The sequence below is a fragment of the Nocardioides sp. Root1257 genome (assembly GCF_001425175.1).
GTDB lineage: Bacteria > Actinomycetota > Actinomycetes > Propionibacteriales > Nocardioidaceae > Nocardioides.
This window is the reverse complement of record NZ_LMDV01000012.1, coordinates 145,116-163,009: the sequence shown is the minus strand read 5'-3', so window position 1 is coordinate 163,009 and position 17,894 is coordinate 145,116. Positions and strand designations below refer to the sequence as shown.

General features: G+C 73.0%; 15 protein-coding genes. 8 read left to right on the top strand and 7 right to left on the bottom strand.

The window, feature by feature from the left end:
* Nucleotides 1-2 precede the first annotated feature (2 nt).
* The 4 genes from ASC77_RS22295 to ASC77_RS22280 form a co-directional block, all read right to left on the bottom strand.
* The gene (locus tag ASC77_RS22295; protein ID WP_056158193.1) at nucleotides 3-326 is read right to left on the bottom strand and encodes a nuclear transport factor 2 family protein; all 324 of its coding nucleotides are present in this window, start codon (nucleotides 324-326) and stop codon (nucleotides 3-5) included.
* Between the two features lie 125 nt (nucleotides 327-451).
* On the bottom strand, nucleotides 452-1,084 hold the full coding sequence (locus ASC77_RS22290) for a class I SAM-dependent methyltransferase (RefSeq protein ID WP_056158192.1): 633 nt from the start codon (nucleotides 1,082-1,084) through the stop codon (nucleotides 452-454).
* A 7-nt stretch (nucleotides 1,085-1,091) separates the two neighbouring features.
* Entirely contained in the window at nucleotides 1,092-2,249 is a 1,158-nt protein-coding gene (locus ASC77_RS22285) for a CaiB/BaiF CoA transferase family protein (protein ID WP_056158189.1), read from the bottom strand.
* A gap of 62 nt (nucleotides 2,250-2,311) precedes the next feature.
* Entirely contained in the window at nucleotides 2,312-2,902 is a 591-nt protein-coding gene (locus ASC77_RS22280) for a DJ-1/PfpI family protein (RefSeq protein WP_235547727.1), read from the bottom strand.
* A 46-nt stretch (nucleotides 2,903-2,948) separates the two neighbouring features.
* On the opposite strand from ASC77_RS22280, the gene ASC77_RS22275 reads away from it, so the two are divergent.
* From ASC77_RS22275 to ASC77_RS22265, 3 genes are read left to right on the top strand one after another with little or no spacing between them, the layout of a single operon-like run.
* The gene (locus tag ASC77_RS22275; RefSeq protein WP_056158177.1) at nucleotides 2,949-6,185 is read left to right on the top strand and encodes an ATP-dependent helicase; all 3,237 of its coding nucleotides are present in this window, start codon (nucleotides 2,949-2,951) and stop codon (nucleotides 6,183-6,185) included.
* Entirely contained in the window at nucleotides 6,182-9,370 is a 3,189-nt protein-coding gene (locus tag ASC77_RS22270; RefSeq protein WP_235547728.1) for an ATP-dependent DNA helicase, read from the top strand. Before ASC77_RS22275 ends, ASC77_RS22270 begins: the two co-directional genes overlap by 4 nt.
* A 52-nt stretch (nucleotides 9,371-9,422) precedes the next feature.
* Nucleotides 9,423-11,294: a patatin-like phospholipase family protein gene (locus ASC77_RS22265; RefSeq protein ID WP_056158175.1), complete on the top strand. Its 1,872-nt coding sequence runs from the start codon at nucleotides 9,423-9,425 to the stop codon at nucleotides 11,292-11,294.
* On the opposite strand, the gene ASC77_RS22260 is transcribed toward ASC77_RS22265, so the two are convergent.
* On the bottom strand, nucleotides 11,269-12,345 hold the full coding sequence (locus tag ASC77_RS22260; RefSeq protein WP_056158167.1) for an FAD-dependent oxidoreductase: 1,077 nt from the start codon (nucleotides 12,343-12,345) through the stop codon (nucleotides 11,269-11,271). The genes ASC77_RS22265 and ASC77_RS22260 overlap by 26 nt on opposite strands.
* Nucleotides 12,346-12,368: 23 nt before the next feature.
* On the opposite strand from ASC77_RS22260, the gene ASC77_RS22255 reads away from it, so the two are divergent.
* The gene (locus tag ASC77_RS22255) at nucleotides 12,369-12,977 is read left to right on the top strand and encodes a hypothetical protein (protein WP_156391244.1); all 609 of its coding nucleotides are present in this window, start codon (nucleotides 12,369-12,371) and stop codon (nucleotides 12,975-12,977) included.
* Here ASC77_RS22255 and deoD read toward each other — a convergent pair.
* Nucleotides 12,968-13,684 carry a purine-nucleoside phosphorylase gene (gene deoD / locus ASC77_RS22250; RefSeq protein WP_056158161.1) on the bottom strand — a complete coding sequence of 239 codons (717 nt, stop codon included), beginning with the start codon at nucleotides 13,682-13,684 and terminating at the stop codon, nucleotides 12,968-12,970. The genes ASC77_RS22255 and deoD overlap by 10 nt on opposite strands.
* Before the next feature lie 30 nt (nucleotides 13,685-13,714).
* Between deoD and nudC the strand changes: the two genes are divergently transcribed.
* The gene (nudC, locus tag ASC77_RS22245; protein WP_056158158.1) at nucleotides 13,715-14,620 is read left to right on the top strand and encodes an NAD(+) diphosphatase; all 906 of its coding nucleotides are present in this window, start codon (nucleotides 13,715-13,717) and stop codon (nucleotides 14,618-14,620) included.
* Between the two features lie 4 nt (nucleotides 14,621-14,624).
* On the opposite strand, the gene ASC77_RS22240 is transcribed toward nudC, so the two are convergent.
* A complete protein-coding gene (locus ASC77_RS22240; RefSeq protein ID WP_056158156.1) occupies nucleotides 14,625-14,879 on the bottom strand; it encodes a mycoredoxin in 255 nt (84 codons plus the stop codon).
* 80 nt (nucleotides 14,880-14,959) lie between these two features.
* Between ASC77_RS22240 and ASC77_RS22235 the strand changes: the two genes are divergently transcribed.
* From ASC77_RS22235 to ASC77_RS22225, 3 genes are all read left to right on the top strand, one after another.
* Complete coding sequence (locus ASC77_RS22235; protein ID WP_056158154.1) at nucleotides 14,960-16,996, top strand: ATP-dependent DNA helicase UvrD2; 2,037 nt, start codon at nucleotides 14,960-14,962, stop codon at nucleotides 16,994-16,996.
* A gap of 178 nt (nucleotides 16,997-17,174) precedes the next feature.
* On the top strand, nucleotides 17,175-17,393 hold the full coding sequence (locus tag ASC77_RS26845; protein ID WP_156391243.1) for a hypothetical protein: 219 nt from the start codon (nucleotides 17,175-17,177) through the stop codon (nucleotides 17,391-17,393).
* Nucleotides 17,394-17,525: 132 nt separating this feature from the next.
* Nucleotides 17,526-17,864 (top strand): WhiB family transcriptional regulator, encoded by a 339-nt coding sequence (locus ASC77_RS22225; RefSeq protein ID WP_056158148.1) that lies wholly within the window; start codon nucleotides 17,526-17,528, stop codon nucleotides 17,862-17,864.
* The last annotated feature ends 30 nt before the right edge of the window (nucleotides 17,865-17,894 follow it).

The window sequence follows — 17,894 nt, the reverse complement described above, 5'->3', positions numbered from 1 at the left end:
CCTCAGGGAGCGATCACCAGCCGGCTGATCCGCTCCTCGTCGTCGAACCCGAACACGAAGCCGAGCAGCACCGGGCTGCCCGGGAAGTCGCCGGAGATCTCGACGGTCGCGACGTGCGTCCCCGCATCGGTGTCGGCCACCTGGCGCACGTCGTAGCGCACGCCCGGCACGCTGCGCCGCCAGGCACGGACCGCGTCGACGCCGACGTGCGTCCGGCCGTCGTCCTCCACGACGACCTCGGGTGCGAACTGCGCGACGTACGCCTCGACGTCGGGCTGGGCGGCGAGCACGAAGTAGCGCTCGATGCGCTCGGTGGGGGTGGCCATGGAGCCACGGTGCCACCGGCCACCGACAGTCGGGCAGGTCAGCTGTAACGCCGGGTTACCGGCTGTTCCCACGGCGTTGCAACCTGGTGGGAACAGGCAGTAACCCGGCGTTACATGCGCCGTCCTCAGACGAAGTCGAACATCCGCACCCCGGCGCGGGGGGTACCCGTCGGGCCGGGCCAGCGGTGCACGCCGACCCGGAAGCCGGCATCGTCATCCGCGACGAACGCGACCTCCTCGAAGCCGGCCTGCGCGAAGAGCCCGCGCACCAGCTCGGCAGGGTCGCCGTCGTGCGAGGTCGGGTCCATCGGCACGTTGTTGCCGCGGGTCCAGACGACCTGCCCACCGGCGGTGAGCAGCGAGGGCAGGGCGGCGACGGTGCGGGCGATGTCCGCATCGGTGACGTTGCCGAAGACCCCGCACGCGAGGAACACGTCGGCCGGGCAGACGTCGGCGTACGACGTCGTGATGCCTGCGTCGGCGGTGCGGACCTCGATCCCAGCGGGAGCAGACGCCCGCGCGCGTTCGGCGAGCTCGGGGTCGAGCTCGACGAGGACGCCGGTCACGATCGCGTCCGAGGCGTCGAGCACCGGGATCGTGTCCCGGCCGTCACCCGCGCAGATGCTGACCAGCCGCACCGGCCCAGTCGCGGCCTCGAGCAGGCCCTGCAGAGCGCCGCGCACCACCACGAGCCGGCGGGAGAGCCCGGACCCGGGCTCGTCGTAGCGGCGGTGCCACTCGTGCCAGTCCCGGCTCATGCCGGGCTCACGACTCCAGCCACGCGCGGATCGACTCGTTGTGCTGGCCGAGCGTCGGAGGAGCGACGTGCGAGGACCGGCCGCCGGAGAACGCGTTGTCGTCGAAGCGGATCGGTGAGCCGGGCAGCTCGAGCTCACCCTGCGTCGCGTGGTCGACGGAGAGCAGCAGGGCCTGCGAGAGCACCTGGTCCCAGCCGTAGACGTCGTCCATCGTCCGCACCTTGCCGGACGGCACCCCGGCGTCGGAGAGCATCGCCAGCCAGTGCTCGGCCGGCTGGTCGGCGAAGAGCGACTCGATCCGCTCGACGAGCGTGTCACGGTTGGCCACCCGGAGCGCGTTGGTCGCGAACTCCGCCTCCGCCGCGTCCCAGCCGAAGGCGCCGCACAGCGCGCGCCACAGCCCCTCGGAGCCGCAGGCGATCTGCACCGGCGCCGTACCCGTCGCGAACATGCCGTACGGCGAGATCGACGGGTGGTGGTCGCCCGCGAGACCGGGCACCTCGCCGCCCACCGTCCACCGCGTGCCCTGGTAGGCGTGCACGCCGACCATCCCGGCGAGCAGCGACGTGCGGACGACCCTGCCGAGTCCGGTCTGCGACCGCTCGTGCAGAGCGGCGAGCACGCCGTACGCGCCGTACATCCCGGCGATCAGGTCGGCGATCGGCACGCCGACCTTGGTCGGCTGCTCGGTCCCGGTGATCGACATCAGGCCGCCCTCGCCCTGCGCGATCTGGTCGTAGCCCGACCGCGTCGCCTCCGGCCCGTCGTGGCCGAACCCGGTGATCGACAGGACGATCAGCCGCGGGTTCAGCTCGTGCAGGCGCGACACCGGGAAGCCGAGGCGGTCCAGCACTCCGGTCCGGAAGTTCTCCATGAGCACGTCGGCGCGCTCGACCAGCCGGGCGAGGACGTCGCGGTCGGCCTCGGACTTCAGGTCGAGGACCAGCGACTCCTTGTTGCGGTTCGCCGACATGAAGTACGTCGACTCGCGCTCGTCGTCCTCGCCCACGAACGGCGGTCCCCAGCCGCGGCTGTCGTCGCCGGTCGGCGACTCGACCTTGATCACCCGCGCGCCCATGTCGCCGAGCATCATCGCGGCGTGCGGGCCGGCGAGGGCGCGGGTCAGGTCGAGGACGAGCAGGTCGGCGAGGGGTCCGTCGGTCATGGGCCCGACGCTACCCAGCGGCGTACGACGCTCCTACGGCGAGAGGTGACAACCCGGGTCGCTCACGATTGCCACATCCACTCCATCTCGGTCACCGTCGCGTCACGCGTGGCCGCGCCGGCGAGCTCCTGGACGACGTACAGGCTCGCGTCGACGCCGGCCGAGACGCCGGCCGAGGTGACGACCCGCTCGCTCGAGCGCACGAAGCGCTGCCCCCGCACGACCGTCGTCGTCGGCGAGAGCGCCGCGAGCTCGTCGAACGCGTCGTGGTGGGTCGTCGCCGACCGGTGCTCCAGCAGGCCGGCGGCCCCGAGCAGGAGCGCTCCGGTGCAGACCGACAGCAGCAGCTCGACCTCGCCGGCGCGCTCGCGCAGCCAGGCGAGGAGTCGCTCGTCCCGCAGCAGCGGACGGGTGCCGGCGCCGCCCGGGACGACCAGGAGGTCGGCCGGCGGCGCGTCGTCCAGGGAGTACGTCGGCTGCACGGTGAACCCGCCGCGGCCCACCGCCGGGGAAGTGGTCAGCCCGACGGAGAAGACGGAGAACGGTGCGCCCGCACCGAGCTCCCCGGCCACGTTGAAGACCTCGTAGGGGCCGGCGTAGTCGAGCACCTCCATGTCGTCGAAGGCGAGGATGGCAACGGTTCGCTGACTCACCGCCCCATTGTCGGGTGCTGTCGGCGCCAGGTGGTCGAATAACCACATGACGACCACCGCGATCTCCTACCGCCTCGTGCGGCCGGACGTCGCGGTCGACGTGCCCACCCTCGACGAGCACCAGCAGCGCGTCGTCGACCACCCGGGTGGGCCGCTGCTCGTGCTCGCCGGTCCGGGCACCGGCAAGACCACGACGCTGGTCGAGGCGATCGTCGACCGGATCGAGCACCGCGGCGCGCGCCCCGACGAGGTGCTGGCGCTGACCTTCTCGCGCAAGGCCGCCGAGCAGCTGCGCGACCGCGTCACCGCCCGCCTCGGCCGCACCATGTCCACCACGCTGAGCTCGACCTTCCACTCCTTCGCCTACGCGCTGATCCGCCGGTACGCGCCGGCCGAGCTCTACGAGGCGCCGCTGCGGCTGCTCAGTGCGCCCGAGCAGGACGTCGTGCTCCGCGAGCTGCTCACCGACCACCCCGAGTCGGTCCGGTGGCCCGACTCGCTGTCCCGCGCGCTCGGCACCCGTGGCTTCGCCCGCGAGGTCCACACGGTCCTGTCCCGCGCGCGCGAGAAGGGCCTCGACGGGGAGGAGCTGCGGCTGCTCGGCGAGGCCGAGGGCGTCCCCGAGTTCGTCGCCGCGGGACTCTTCCTCGACCAGTACCTCGACAGCCTCGACAGCCAGGGCGCCATCGACTACGCCGACCTGATCCGCCGCGCGACCATCGAGGCCGAGGCGCACCGCGACGAGCTGCGGGCCCGGCTCCGCCACGTCTTCGTCGACGAGTACCAGGACACCGACCCCGGGCAGGTGGCACTGCTCCGCGCGCTCGCCGGCGACGGCCGTGACCTCACCGTCGTGGGCGACCCGCACCAGTCGATCTACGGCTTCCGCGGCGCCGAGGTGCGCGGCATCCTCGACTTCCCGACCGAGTTCCCGCAGGCCGACGGGGCTCCGGCCGACGTGGTGGCCCTGCGTACGACGAGGCGCTTCGGGCCGCGGCTGCTGGTCGCGTCGCAGCGGGTCGCGCACCGGCTCGCGCTGCCCGGCTCGATCCCGCTCGAGGCGCGCGAGGCGTTCCTCTCGCCCCAGGCGCAGGCGGGGCCGCTCGGGGAGGGCCGCGTCGTCGTCCGCACCTTCGACACCGAGCGCGCCGAGGCCGAGCACCTCGCCGACCTCCTGCGGCGCGCCCACCTCGAGGACGGCATCGCCTGGGACGACATGGCGGTCCTGGTCCGGTCCGGTCGCACCTCGATCCCGCCGCTGCGCCGGGCCCTGGGCGCCGCAGGCGTCCCGGTCGAGGTCGCCAGCGACGAGGTGCCGCTGGTCCGCGACCCCGCCGTGCTGCCGCTGATCGACGGGCTGCGGGCCGTCGTCAACCTCGACAACACCGACCTGGACCACGTCGACTACCTCGACCCCTCCCGCGCCGAGGCCCTCCTGCTCGGCCCGCTCGGCGGTCTCGACGCCGGCGACGTACGCCGCCTCGCCCGGCTGCTCCGCGCCCGGGAGAAGGAGCAGAGCAAGGCCGAGGGGCGGGTGCCGCGCACCTCGCGCGACCTGGTCCGGGCCGCCGTCGTCGAGCCCGGCTGCCTCGACGGTCTCGACGGTCTCGACGGCCCCGAGGTGACCCGCGTGCGGGCGCTCGCCCAGCTGCTGGCCGACGCCCGCGACGACCTGACCGGCGGCGCGTCCGCCGAGGAGCTCCTCTGGACGCTCTGGTCGCGCACCGGCTGGCCGGCCCGCCTGCGGCGCTCCGTCGACCTCGGTGGCGGGGCCGCGCGCCGTGCGCACCGCGACCTCGACTCGGTCTGCGCGCTCTTCGAGGTCGCGGCCCGAGCCGAGGAGCAGCGCGACCACGTCGGGGTCCGCGCCTTCCTCGCCACCCTCGTCCAACAGCAGATCCCCGCCGACACGCTGGCCGACCGGGGCGCCCGTGGCGCCGCCGTACGCCTGCTCACCGCCCACCGGGCCAAGGGCCTGGAGTGGCGGCTGGTCGTCGTCGCCCACGTCCAGCAGGAGGGGTGGCCCGACCTGCGGCGCCGCTCGACCCTGCTCCAGGCCGACCGGATCGGCGAGGACGGCATCGTCCCGCCGGTCTCGCCGCGCGAGCTGCTGATGGAGGAGCGCCGGCTCTTCTACGTCGCCTGCACGCGCGCGCGACAGCGCCTCGTCGTCACCGCGGTCGCGTCGGCCGAGGACGAGGGGGAGCAGCCCTCGCGCTTCCTCGACGAGCTCGGCGTGAGCGTCGAGAAGGTGGTCGGCCGCCCGCTGCGTCCGCTCTCGATGGCCGGCCTGGTCAGCGAGCTGCGCCGTACCCTCGCCGACCCCGCCACCAGCGAGGCGCTGCGCGAGGCGGCCGCCCGGCGACTCGCTCGCCTCGCGGGTGAGTCGGTCGGTCAGCGCGCCCTCGTCCCGAGCGCCGACCCCTCGACGTGGTGGGGCACCCGCGCCGCGAGCCGCTCGGTGCAGCCGGTCCGCGACCCCGACCAGCCCGTGCCGGTGTCTGCGAGCGTGCTGGAGTCGCTGATGGTCTGCCCGACCCAGTGGTTCCTGGAGCGCGAGGCCGGTGGCGTCGCCCGCGCCCATCAGTCGGCCAACCTGGGCGAGCTGATGCACGCGCTCGCCCAGCGGGTCGCCGACGGGGAGGTCGAGCCGGCGGTCGAGGTCCTGATGGAGCACGTCGACGCGGTCTGGGACCGCCTCGACTTCCGGACGCCGTGGTCGAAGGCCCGCGAGCACGACCGGGTCCGCGCCGCGCTCGCCCGCTTCCTCCAGTGGCACCTCGACAACCCGCGCCGGCTGCTGGAGACCGAGGCCAGGTTCGCGACCGTGGTCGAGCTGGACAACGGCGAGCAGGTCCAGCTCACCGGCTACGCCGACCGCCTCGAGCTCGACGCCGACGGCAACGTCGTCGTCGTGGACCTCAAGACCGGCCGCACCAAGCCGAGCAACAAGGCGGTCGAGTCGCACGTCCAGCTCGGGCTGTACCAGTACGCCGTCGACCACGGCGCCGTCGACGACCGCGCCGGCGAGCAGGCGCACGCCGGTGGAGCGGAGCTGATCCAGCTCGGCATCCTCGACGACAGCACCACCGCCGTCGTGCAGGCCCAGGACGTGCAGCCCGAGGACGGCCCCGACCGCAGCCTGCTCCGCGACCGCCTGCGGCACACCGCGTCGCTGCTGCGGGCCGAGGAGTTCCCCGCGGTGTCCGGCCAGCACTGTCGCGACTGCAGCTTCGTGCCCATCTGCCCGATCAAGGGCGCCGGGTCGGTGACGTCGCAGTGACCGCCACCCGGAGCATCACCGAGATCGCGTCACCCGAGGACCTCGCCCGGGTGATGAGGACCGACTACGCGCCCAGCGACCAGCAGTGGGCGGCCATCTCGGCGCCGCTCAGCCCTGCCGTCGTGATCGCCGGCGCCGGCTCGGGCAAGACGACGCTGATGGCGGCCCGGGTCGTCTACCTCGTCGTCACCGGCCAGGTGCGCCCCGACGAGGTGCTCGGCCTGACGTTCACCACCAAGGCGGCCAGCGAGCTGCGGCAGCGGATCCGCACCGCCCTGACGACGGCAGGTGCGCTGGAGGAGACCGACGATGGTGACGTCCTCGAGCCGACGGTGCTCACCTACAACGCGTACGCCGCCGGCCTGCTCACCGACCACGGCCTCCGGATCGGGCACGAGCCCGACACCCGGGTCATCACCGACGCCGCGCGCTACCAGCTCGGGGCGCGAGCGGTCGACCGCTTCACCGGCGAGGTCCGCCACCTGACCGACCACCCGGCGACGGCGATCCAGAACCTGCTGGCCCTGGACAGCGCGATGAGCGAGCACCTCGTCACCCCTGACAACGTCCGGGCGCTCGACACCGACGCACGTGCTGGGTTCGAGCGCGCGCTCGCCGAGGAGGTCGCCGGCAAGGCGCGCACCACCTACCGCGAGCCCGTCGAGAAGGCGATCTCCGCGATCGACCGGCGCACCGAGCTGCTCGGCCTGGTCGAGGCCTACCGGCGGCTCAAGCGCGACCTCGGGCTGATGGACTTCTCCGACCAGATCGAGCTGGGCGCCCGGCTCGCCAGCGAGCAGCCCGACGTCGGCGCGCTGGAGCGGTCGCGCTTCAAGGTCGTGCTGCTCGACGAGTACCAGGACACCTCGGTCGCGCAGGCGACGATGCTGTCCCGGCTCTTCGGCGAGGGCCACGCGGTGACCGCGGTCGGCGACCCCAACCAGGCGATCTACGGCTGGCGGGGCGCGTCGGTCTCCAACATCCTCGACTTCGCCGGCACCTTCCCGGCGGTGAGCGGCCCGGTCCCGACGTACCCGCTCACCGTCAACCGCCGCTCCGACGCGCGCATCCTCGAGGTCGCCAACCGGCTCGCGACGCCGCTCTACGAGAAGTACGGGCAGGTCGAGCCTCTCGTCGCCAAGCCCGGAGCGGAGGTCGGCTCCGTGACGCTCGGCGTCTTCGAGACGCACGCCGACGAGCTCGAGCACCTGGTCGCAGCCGTGCAGGCGGCTCATGACGAGTCATGGGCCGCGATCGGCGTCCTCACCCGCGACAACGCCCACGCCGAGGACGTCTTCGACGCCCTGACCTCCGCCGGCATCCCGGTGGAGATCGTCGGGCTCTCCGGGCTGCTCCGGCTGCCCGAGGTCGCCGAGATCGTGGCGACGCTCCACCTGCTGCACGACGTCACGGCCAACGCGTCGCTGCTGACCCTGCTGACCGGGCCGCGCTGGGCGATCGGGCCGCGCGACCTGCGCCTGCTCAGCCGGCGGGCCCTCGAGGTCGCCGGGCGTCAGGGCCGCGGTGCGGAGCCCGCGTCCATCACCGACCACCTCCTCGAGATCGCCGACGGCATCGACCCCGCCGAGATCCCGTCGCTCGACGACGCGCTCGCCGACCCCGGGGACGCGCCGTACGCCGCCGAGGCCCTGGAGCGGTTCGCGCTGCTGTCGGCCGAGCTGCGGATGTTGCGCACCTACGTCGGGGAGCCGCTGCTCGACATCGTCCGGCGGATCATCGACACCAGCGGCACCGACGTCGAGCTCGCGTCCGCGGTGAGTCCGGCGGCCGGCGCGCGCCGCGACAACCTCGACCTCTTCGTCAAGGCGGTCGCCGACTTCCAGGCCGTCGACGGCGACGTCACGCTGCCCGCGCTGCTCGCCTACCTGACCGCCGAGGACGACCAGGGCAACGGCCTCGACGTCGCCACCCCGACCGAGGCCGACTCGGTCAAGCTGCTGACCGTGCACCGGTCCAAGGGGCTCGAGTGGGACTCGGTCTTCCTGGTCGGCGTCTGCGAGACCCGCTTCCCGTCCAACCGCTCCCGGACGCTGTGGACCTCGTCGCCCTCGATCCTCCCGGCACCCCTGCGTGGCGACGCCCCCGACCTGCCGCAGCTGCAGGGCTGGGACAAGGCCGCCCTCGACACCTACCGCCAGGACACCCGCGCCCACGACGCCGAGGAGGAGCTGCGGCTCGGCTACGTCGCGTTCACGCGCGCCGCCCACCACCTGTCCGTCACGTCGTACCTCTGGAGCCCGCGGGCCACGCCGTTCGGCCCGTCGTCCTACCAGGAGACCGTGCGCGACCAGCTGCTCGCCTGGGGTGAGCCGACCGAGGCCTGGCGCGACAAGCCCCAGAAGGGCGACCCCAACCCCTACGCCGCCGTCGACCCGTCCCGGCCCTGGCCGCCGACCGGCGTGGGCCGGGAGGCCGCGCTCCGGATCGAGGCCGCCGGACGGGTCCGTGCGGTCGATGCCGCGCAGCCCGACCACGGGCTCGACATGATCGAGGCCGCTCGGGTCGCCGAGTGGGACGCCGAGCTCGACCGGCTCCTCGTCGAGGCGCGCCGCGACCGCAGCACCGACGTCGCCGTGCCCCTGCCGAGCAGCCTGTCCGCCACCGCGCTCGGCCGGCTCAACGACGACCCCGAGACGTTCGCCCGCGAGCTGGCCAGGCCGATGCCGCGCCCGCCGTCCTCGGCCGCCAGGTTCGGCACCCGGTTCCACGCCTGGGTCGAGGCGCGGTTCGGGCAGCAGGACCTCTTCGACTACGGCGACCTGCCGGGCCGGGCGGACGCCGGCATCGACGACGACGCGGACCTCAAGGACCTGATCGCGACCTTCGAGACCGGCCCGTTCGCGACCCGGACCCCGCACCAGGTCGAGGCGCCGTTCGCGCTGGTGCTCGCGGGCCAGGTGGTCCGCGGCCGGATCGACGCCGTGTACGCCGACGGGGAGGACGGATACCTGCTCGTCGACTGGAAGACCAACCGCACCGCCACCGCCGACCCGCTCCAGCTGGCGATCTACCGGCTCGCCTGGGCCGAGCTGCACGGGCTGGAGCCCGAGCGGGTGCGCGCCGCCTTCTACTACGTGCGCACCGGCCGCCTGGTCGAGCCCGACGACCTGCCGGGCCGCGCCGGGCTCGAGGGACTCCTGGGTGCCCCGAACGGGCCATCGTGAACGCTGGCTGACTGGACCACACTGGGCTCAACGCAGCTATCTCGGAGGCGACATGAGCACGACACAGCGGCCGGAGCAGCAGTGCGACCTGGTCATGAAGGGCGGCATCACCTCGGGCGTGATCTATCCGGCGGCCCTGGTCCGGCTGGCGGAGACCTACCGGTTCCGCGGGCTCGGCGGGACCTCCGCGGGTGCGATCGGCGCGGCCGTCGGCGCGGCGGCGGAGCTGGGTCGTGAGCGTGGCGGCTTCGACGCGGTCGCCCGGCTCCCCGAGAGCCTGGGCGACGGAGCCCTGGGCAAGCTGTTCCAGGCACAGCCCCGCACCGCCGGACTGCTGCGGCTGCTCTTCGCCTACCTGCGCTCCGGCTGGAGGGCGCTCGTCCCCACCGTGCTCCGTACCTTCCCGTTGACCTCCCTCGTCGGCCTGCTCCCGGGCGTCGTGCTCGTGGTGATCGGCGTCCTCGAGGGCGGGCTCGCCGGGATCCTGCTGGCGGTCGCGGGCGTCGTGCTGGCCCTGATCGGCTGGGTGGTCGCGGTGGGCCTCCGGCTCTTCCGGATCGCCACCGTCGACGTGCCTGCCAACCTCTTCGGCATCTGCCGTGGCCTCGGCACCCACGGGACGCCCGGCTTCACGGAGTGGCTGTCCGACGCGATCGACGACGCGGCCGTGCTGTCCGACGCGCAGCGGCCCCTGCTCTTCGGCGACCTGTGGTCCGGCGAGGTGGCGCGACCGGTCGCCGGGTTCGGCACGCCGATGCCGTCACGCCCGGAGATCGACCTCCGGATGATCACCACCTGCCTGAGCTTCGGACGGCCCTACGAGCTGCCGATGGAGGTCCGGACCTTCTTCTACGACGAGTCGGTGTGGGAGACGCTCTTCCCGCCGCACGTGATGGCGGCGCTGCGCGCCGGGAGCGACCCGGTGCCGGCCGACGTGGACGCCGTCACGACCGAGACCGGTTGGCTCGACCTGGTCGCCAGCCAGCGAGGCCTGCGGCGGCTCCCGCCCGCGCGGTCACTGCCGGTGATCGTGGCCACGCGCCTCTCCCTGAGCTTCCCGGCGCTGATCTCGGCAGTTCCGATGTGGGACGTCGACTTCGGCGCCGAGGACACGCGGATGTCGATGGCGGCGGTGCGGGCCGCGATCCGCGACAAACGCCCGACGCCGGTCTCCGCTGTCACCTTCCGCCGGCTCTGGTTCTCCGACGGCGGCCTGTGCAGCAACTTCCCCGTGCAGTTCTTCGACGGCGCTCTCCCCACCCGGCCGACGTTCGCGATCAACCTGGGCTCGTTCCCCGACGACCGCTCCCCGGACCCGGACCAGAGCCGCAACATCGAGTACGCCCGCACCAACGACGTGATCCCGGCGATCTACTCCGACCTGCCGACCTCCGGGGTCGGCGCTCTCACCGGCTTCGCGGGCCTGGCGTTCGGCACCGCCCGCAACTGGAACGACTCGTCCCACCTGCAGTTCCCGGGCTACCGGGACCGGATCGTGAAGGTCTTCCAGACCGACACCGAGGGCGGGCTCAACCTCGACATGGAGCGCGAGGTCATCGACGGCCTCGGTGCCCGCGGAGCGGCCGCCGCGACGGCGATGGTCGAGCAGTTCGACACCGACCACTACAGCCCGCCGCACGCGACGGGGTGGGACAACCACCGGTGGGTCCGCTACCGCGCGCTGCTCGCCTGCATGCCGGCGTTCCTGGGCTCGTACGCCGCCGGCCGGGCGGCGCTCGGCATCGACAAGGACCCGCCGTCCTACCCCTTCAACCGCACCGCCACCCGGGACCTGGCGGCCCAGCTGTCGGAGGCGCTCGACCGGGCCGCTGCGGTGGTCAAGGAGGCCGACCCCGAGACGATCGCCGACCTGGTCGGCGAGCCCAACCCCGCGGGGGTCATCCGGCGCGTGCCGCGGACCTGATCTCGTCGCGCTCTCGCGACAGCCACTGCGCCACCCCGCGCGCGGCGGATCGTCCCGCGCGGTTGGCGCCGATGGTGCTCGCAGAGGGCCCGTAGCCGACCAGCTGCACGCGCGGGTCCGCGACCGCGGTCGTGCCGGCCCGATCGAGCTGGATGCCACCGTGCTCCGAGCGCAGGTGCAGGGGAGCGAGGTGGGCGATCGCCGGCCGGAATCCGGTCGCCCAGAGGATCACGTCGGCCGGCCACAGCTCGCCGTCCGGCAGGCGTACGCCGTCGGGCTCGATCCGCTCGAACATCGGGTGCTGGTCGTAGGCACCGAGCCGCTCGGCCTCGCGCTCTTGCTCGCGCAGAGCCAGACCGGTCACGCTGACCACGCTGGCGGGCGGCAGGCCACGGCGTACCCGCTCCTCGACCAGCGCCACCGCCTCGCGGCCGCGGTCGGGGTTGAACTCGTCGGTCCGCCACACCGGCTCACGCCGGGTGACCCACAGCGTGTCCGCCGCGACCGGCGCGATCTCACCGAGCAGCTGGACCGCCGAGGCGCCGCCGCCCACGACGACGACCCGCTTGCCCCGGAAGGGCTCCGGTCCGGGGTAGGAGACCGTGTGCAGCTGCTCGCCGCGGAAGGCCGCGATGCCGGGGTAGTACGGCAGGTGCGGCTGGGTCCAGGTGCCGGTGGCGTTGACGATCGTGCGGGTCCGCCAGCTGCGGTCGACCGCGTGCACCACCAGCAGCCCGTCCTCATCCGTCACGCGGTCCACCCGCACGGGGCGCACCACGGGGAGGTCGTGGGTGCGCTCGTAGGCCCCGAAGTACGCCGGCACGACCGCGTTGGCGCGTCCGGCGGCATCGGTCGGCGACTCCGCATCGGGGAGCGCCGCGATCCCGTGCACGTCGTGCATCGTCAGGGAGTCCCAGCGGTGCTGCCACGCGCCGCCGGGCGAGTCGTCGGCGTCGAGCACGACGTGGGAGAGGCCGCGGCGCTTGAGGTGGTACGACGCCGAGAGGCCGGCCTGCCCCGCTCCGATGACCACCGCGTCGTACGTCTCCACGACGGGTGAACACCCGTGCGGCGGTGGATGTTTCGCCGGACGACGTGTCCGGGCACACCCTCGGCATGGTGACGACCGACCCGCAGGGCGTGGCGTGGTCGGTCGAGCTCCGCAGCACGGGGCGGATGTGCCTCGACGTCCGGCGCTGGCGGACTTGGGCGTACGTGTTCGTCGCCGGCTACCTGACCCTGATCGCCCTGGGACTGCTGGTCCTCGTCCGCGGGGTCGGCGGCGTCCTCGTCGGCGCCGGGCTCCTGCTCCTGGCGGTGCCGATGACGGTGTCGACCCTCCGGCAGGGCTTGCGGCTCGGCTCGTGGGCCTCGCCGGTGGTCGTCGTCGACGCCGCGGGCGTCACGGTGCGTCACGGTGTGCTCAGCGTGCCGTGGGACGAGCTCGCCGGCGCGGTCGCCTACTCCGCCAACCACAACCGGTGGATCGCGCTCGTCGTCACCGACGCGTTCTACGACCGCTGGTTCGCCTCACTGTCGTGGCCTGTGCGGATCCTCGGCCGCGGCGGGCGTCGCCGGGTCGGCACCACGATCAACCTGCCGCCCAACCTGGCGGTCGACACGGACGCCTTCGCCGCGTGGCTGACCGAGGAGATCTTCGACCGGCTGCGGGCTCAGCTCTGAGCGAGACCCGCCTCGAGCGCGATCTCGACCATCGCGCCGAACGTCTGCTCGCGCTCCTGCGAGGTCGTCTCCTCGCCGGTGACGAGGTGGTCGGAGACCGTGCAGATCGCCAGCGCGCGGCGGCCGTGCTTGGCGGCCAGGGTGTAGAGCGCGCTGGCCTCCATCTCGACCGCGAGGACGCCGTAGTCCACCATCCGCGCCGACAGCTCGGGCCGCGCCGGGTAGAAGGAGTCGCTGCTGTAGATCAGGCCGACGTGCACGGCCTCGTCGAGGTCGCGCGCCGTCGCGGCGTCGTGGGCGGCGCGCAGCAGTCCGAAGTCGGCGACCGGGGCGTAGTCGAGGCCCTCGAACGCGATCCGGTTCATCGAGGAGTCGGTGCAGGCGCCCGAGGCGATGACGAGGTCGCGTACGGCGGGCCGCTCGGTCATCGCGCCGCAGGAGCCGACCCGGATGACCGACTGCACGTCGTACTCCCGGAAGAGCTCGTTGACGTAGATCGCCAGCGACGGCTGCCCCATGCCGGAGCCCTGCACGGAGACCCGCCGACCGCGCCAGGTGCCGGTGAAGCCGTACATCCCGCGCACCTCGGAGTAGCAGCGGGCGTCGTCGAGGAACGTCTCCGCGATCCACCTGGCGCGCAGCGGGTCGCCCGGCATCAGGACGAGGGGCGCGATGTCTCCGGGCTGGGCGGCGATGTGGGTGCTCACGGCGAAGACCCTAGGACTAGCCTCGCGTGAGTGACGTATCAGCACGAACGCCTCTCCGCGAACGCTCACGACCGGTCCGGGGTGCACCGCGCCGACGACGCCTGGCTCGAGGAGAAGTGGGCCGACCCGGAGAGCCGGGTCCTGGTCGTCTCCGGCACCCGCATCAAGCCACGCGACGGCAGCCTGGACTGGGTCGCGCCGGCCGACGCGCCCGAGGGCCTACGGGTCCTGCTCGGCGAGCACGACGACCGCACCTGGTTCGCGGTGATCGTCGACGCCGAGGTCTCGCGGACCGACGGGGGCTGGGCGCCGCTCAGGGGCCTGCTGCCCTTCCTGGCCGACGACACGCTCGCCGGGGCGCCGCTGGTCTTCCACGCGCTCGGCCTCGCCGAGTGGCTGTGGGTCACCCGCTTCTGCCCGCGCTGCGGTGAGCCGCTGCAGCCGCGCTCGTCGGCGCACGAGCTGGTCTGCGCCAACGGGCACACCCAGTTCCCGCGTACCGACCCGGCCGTGATCATGGTCGTCACCTCCGGCGAGCCCGGCTCCGAGGACGAGCGCTGCCTGCTCGGTCGCGGCGCGACCTGGCCGGAGGGTCGCTACTCCACGCTGGCGGGCTTCTGCGAGCCGGGGGAGACGCTCGAGGACGCCGTACGCCGCGAGGTGCGTGAGGAGTCGGGTATCGAGGTGGGTGTGGTCGAGTACTTCGGCAACCAGCCGTGGCCGCTCCCGGCCAGCCTGATGCTCGGCTTCATCGGCCGGGCCGTGTCGACCGATATCGCGGTCGACCACCACGAGCTCGAGGACGCGCGCTGGTTCACCCGCGCGGAGATGAAGTCGCTCGCCGAGGCGGGCACCCTGCTGCTGCCGCGGGGGGTCTCGATCAGCCGGTCGCTCGTCGAGCACTGGTACGGCGGCGAGCTGCCCGGGCAGTGGTGAGGCCTCAGGCGGAGGCGAGCTCCTCGAGCTTGGCCTTCACCTGCGCGAGCGACGGGTTCGTCTGCGCGGTGCCGTCGGCGTAGACCAGCGTGGGGACCGTCTGGTTGCCGTTGTTGGCCGACTCGACGATCTGCGTCGCCGACGGGTCCTGCTCGATGTCGACGATGTCGAAGGGGATGCCCTCACGGTCGAGCTGGCTCTTCAGCCGGTGGCAGTAGCCGCACCAGGGGGTGGTGTACATGGTGAAGGAGCTGCTCATCTGGGACTGTCGCCTCCGACGTCTAGGGTGTGGATCGTCCACCGGATCCAACCATCACAGCCCAGGAGTTGTTCCCGCAGATGCCCGACCTCCTCGACGCCCTCGACCCCGAGCAGCGCCAGGTCGCCGAGGCGCTGCGTGGTCCGGTCCGGGTGCTGGCGGGCGCCGGCACCGGCAAGACCCGGGCGATCACGCACCGCATCGCGCACGGGGTCGCGACCGGCGTCTACGCACCGACCGAGGTCCTCGCGGTCACGTTCACGACCCGGGCCGCGGGCGAGATGCGGGGCCGGCTGCGCTCGCTCGGGGCGGGTGGGGTCCAGGCCCGGACGTTCCACTCCGCCGCGCTGCGCCAGCTCCGCTACTTCTGGCCGCGCGTCCAGGGCACCGAGCTGCCGTCGCTCATCGAGTCGAAGATCGGCCTCCTGGCCTCCGCCGCCCGCCGGCAGCGGCTGAACGCCGACCAGGCGCTGCTGCGCGACCTCGCCTCCGAGATCGAGTGGGCCAAGGTCAGCAACGTCCACCCCGACGACTACGCCCGGGTGGCCCGCACCCGGGGCCGCTCGGTGTCCGGCCAGGACCACGACACCGTCGCACGGGTCTTCGCGGCCTACGAGGACGTCAAGCGCGGCCAGGGCCGGATGGACATGGAGGACGTCCTGCTGCTCACCGCCGGGCTCCTCGACGAGGACCAGCGCGTCGCCGCCCAGGTGCGCAGCCAGTACAAGTGGTTCGTCGTCGACGAGTTCCAGGACGTCTCGCCCCTCCAGTGGGCGCTGCTGCGGCTCTGGCTCGGCGGTCGCGACGAGCTGTGCGTCGTGGGCGACCCCGCCCAGACGATCTACTCCTTCGCCGGGGCCGACGCGCGCTACCTGCGCGACTTCCGCACCGAGTACCCCGCGGCCGCCTCCATCGAGCTGGTGCGCAACTACCGCTCGACCCCCGAGGTCGTGGACGCGGCCAACACCCTGCTCGCGGCCTCCAGCAGTCGCGGCGTGGACCTGCGCGCGCAGCGCCCCTCGGGGCCGACGGTCACCTACACCCCGCGCCCCGACGAGGTCGCCGAGGCCGACGCCGTCGCCGCCCAGATCGCCCGGCTGCGCGATGCCGGCCGCTCGCTCGGCGAGGTCGCGGTGCTCTTCCGCATCAACGCCCAGTCCGAGTCGTTCGAGGAGGCCCTCTCCGCGCGCGGCATCCCGTACGTCGTCCGCGGCGCCGCCCGCTTCTTCGACCGCGCCGAGGTGCGCGAGGCCGTGACCCGGCTCCGTGGGGCCGCACGATCGGGGGAGGGGGCCGACGACGGCATCGTCGCGGCCGTCACCGGCATCCTGGGCGGCATGGGGTGGAAGGCCGAGCCGCCCACCGGTCGCGGCCAGACCCGGGACCGCTGGGAGTCGTGGCAGGCGCTGGTGGACCAGGCGACCGAGTTCGCGGCCGCGCCCATCGAGGGCCGGAGTGCCGACCTCAACGCCTTCGTCGACGACCTCGACCGCCGCGCCTCCGAGCAGCACGCCCCGGTCGCCGACGGCGTCACGCTGGCGACCTTCCACGCTGCCAAGGGCCTCGAGTGGGACTCCGTGTTCCTCTGCGGGCTCCAGGACGGCACCTTGCCGATCACCTACGCCGAGTCCCCGGCGGCGATCGAGGAGGAGCGTCGCCTCCTCTACGTCGGCATGACCCGCGCCCGCGTCGACCTGTCGCTGTCCTGGTCGCTGGCCCGCAACCCCGGGGGGCGCGCCTCGCGCAAGCCGTCCCGCTTCCTCGACCCGCTGCTGCCCGCGTCGGCCCGCACCACCGGCGAGCAGCCGCGCAGCCGCAAGATCGCCAGCTGCCGCGAGTGCGGCCGACCGCTGACGACGGGCGCCGAGAAGAAGGTCGGCCGCTGCGCGGACTGCCCGGCGTCCTACGACGAGGCGCTCTTCGAGAAGCTGCGTGAGTGGCGTCGCGAGCGGGCCGGCGAGGAGGGCAAGCCCGCGTTCGTGGTGTTCACCGACGCGACCCTCCAGCTGATCGCCGAGCACAAGCCGCGCACCCCCGACGCCCTGCTGAAGATCAACGGGATCGGCCGCTCCAAGGTCGAGAAGTACGGCGACGAGGTCCTCACCCTCGTCGACTGAGCCTCGACGGAGCCTCGACGGAGCCTCGCCCCGAGGGGTGGCAGAAACTTTTTGAGAAATGGGCAGTAAATCGTTTGCCCCTTACCTGTATGAACCGATAGTTTTCTCTCACTTGACCAGCAGCGCACCACGGTCCTGGCACGACCGGCGCACTACGCATCGAAGGAGGTGGCTCCACATGAACAGCAACAAGCTCTGGATGACGGCTCCCAGCATCTCGACTGCCAGCCCGTCCGGCTTCGCCATGCCCATGGGCAGCCACGCCTTCTGCGCGACGACCGTCGTGCGCGAGCGAGTGGCAGTCATTGCCGGCACCACGGATGCCGCCAAGGCGGGTCTGGGTCTCACCCAGGCCTACTTCCCGGGGACCTCTGCCTGGAGACCACCGACCTGTTGACACCCAACAGCCATCGGCAGCCTCCAGGCCGCGAATCCCGAACCGGGATTCGCGGCCTTTGTGTTTTTCGAACACAGCACACGACCACCAGCACCGCACACCAGCGATCAGGTCAGAAGAAGGAGGTGAAACATGACCATCAGTGAACTCATCCGCACCGATGGGACTGCCGAGGCGTCGGCCCAGGAGATCAGCCTGGGTCAGCTCCACGACGAGGCCAACCGGGTCGACGAGGAGCTGCTGCCCTGCCGGATCAACAACCCGGAGCTCTGGTTCGCCGAGTCGCCCACCGACGTGGAGTTCGCGAAGGCGCTGTGCCTGGACTGCCCGGTCCGGACCCTCTGCCTCGACGGCGCCCTCGAGCGTCGCGAGCCCTGGGGAGTCTGGGGAGGCCAGCTCTTCCTCCAAGGCGTGGTGATCCCGCGCAAGCGTCCGCGTGGCCGTCCCCGCAAGAACGAAGTCGCCGCCTGAGGCAGCGTCCCCGCACCACCCGCCCGCACC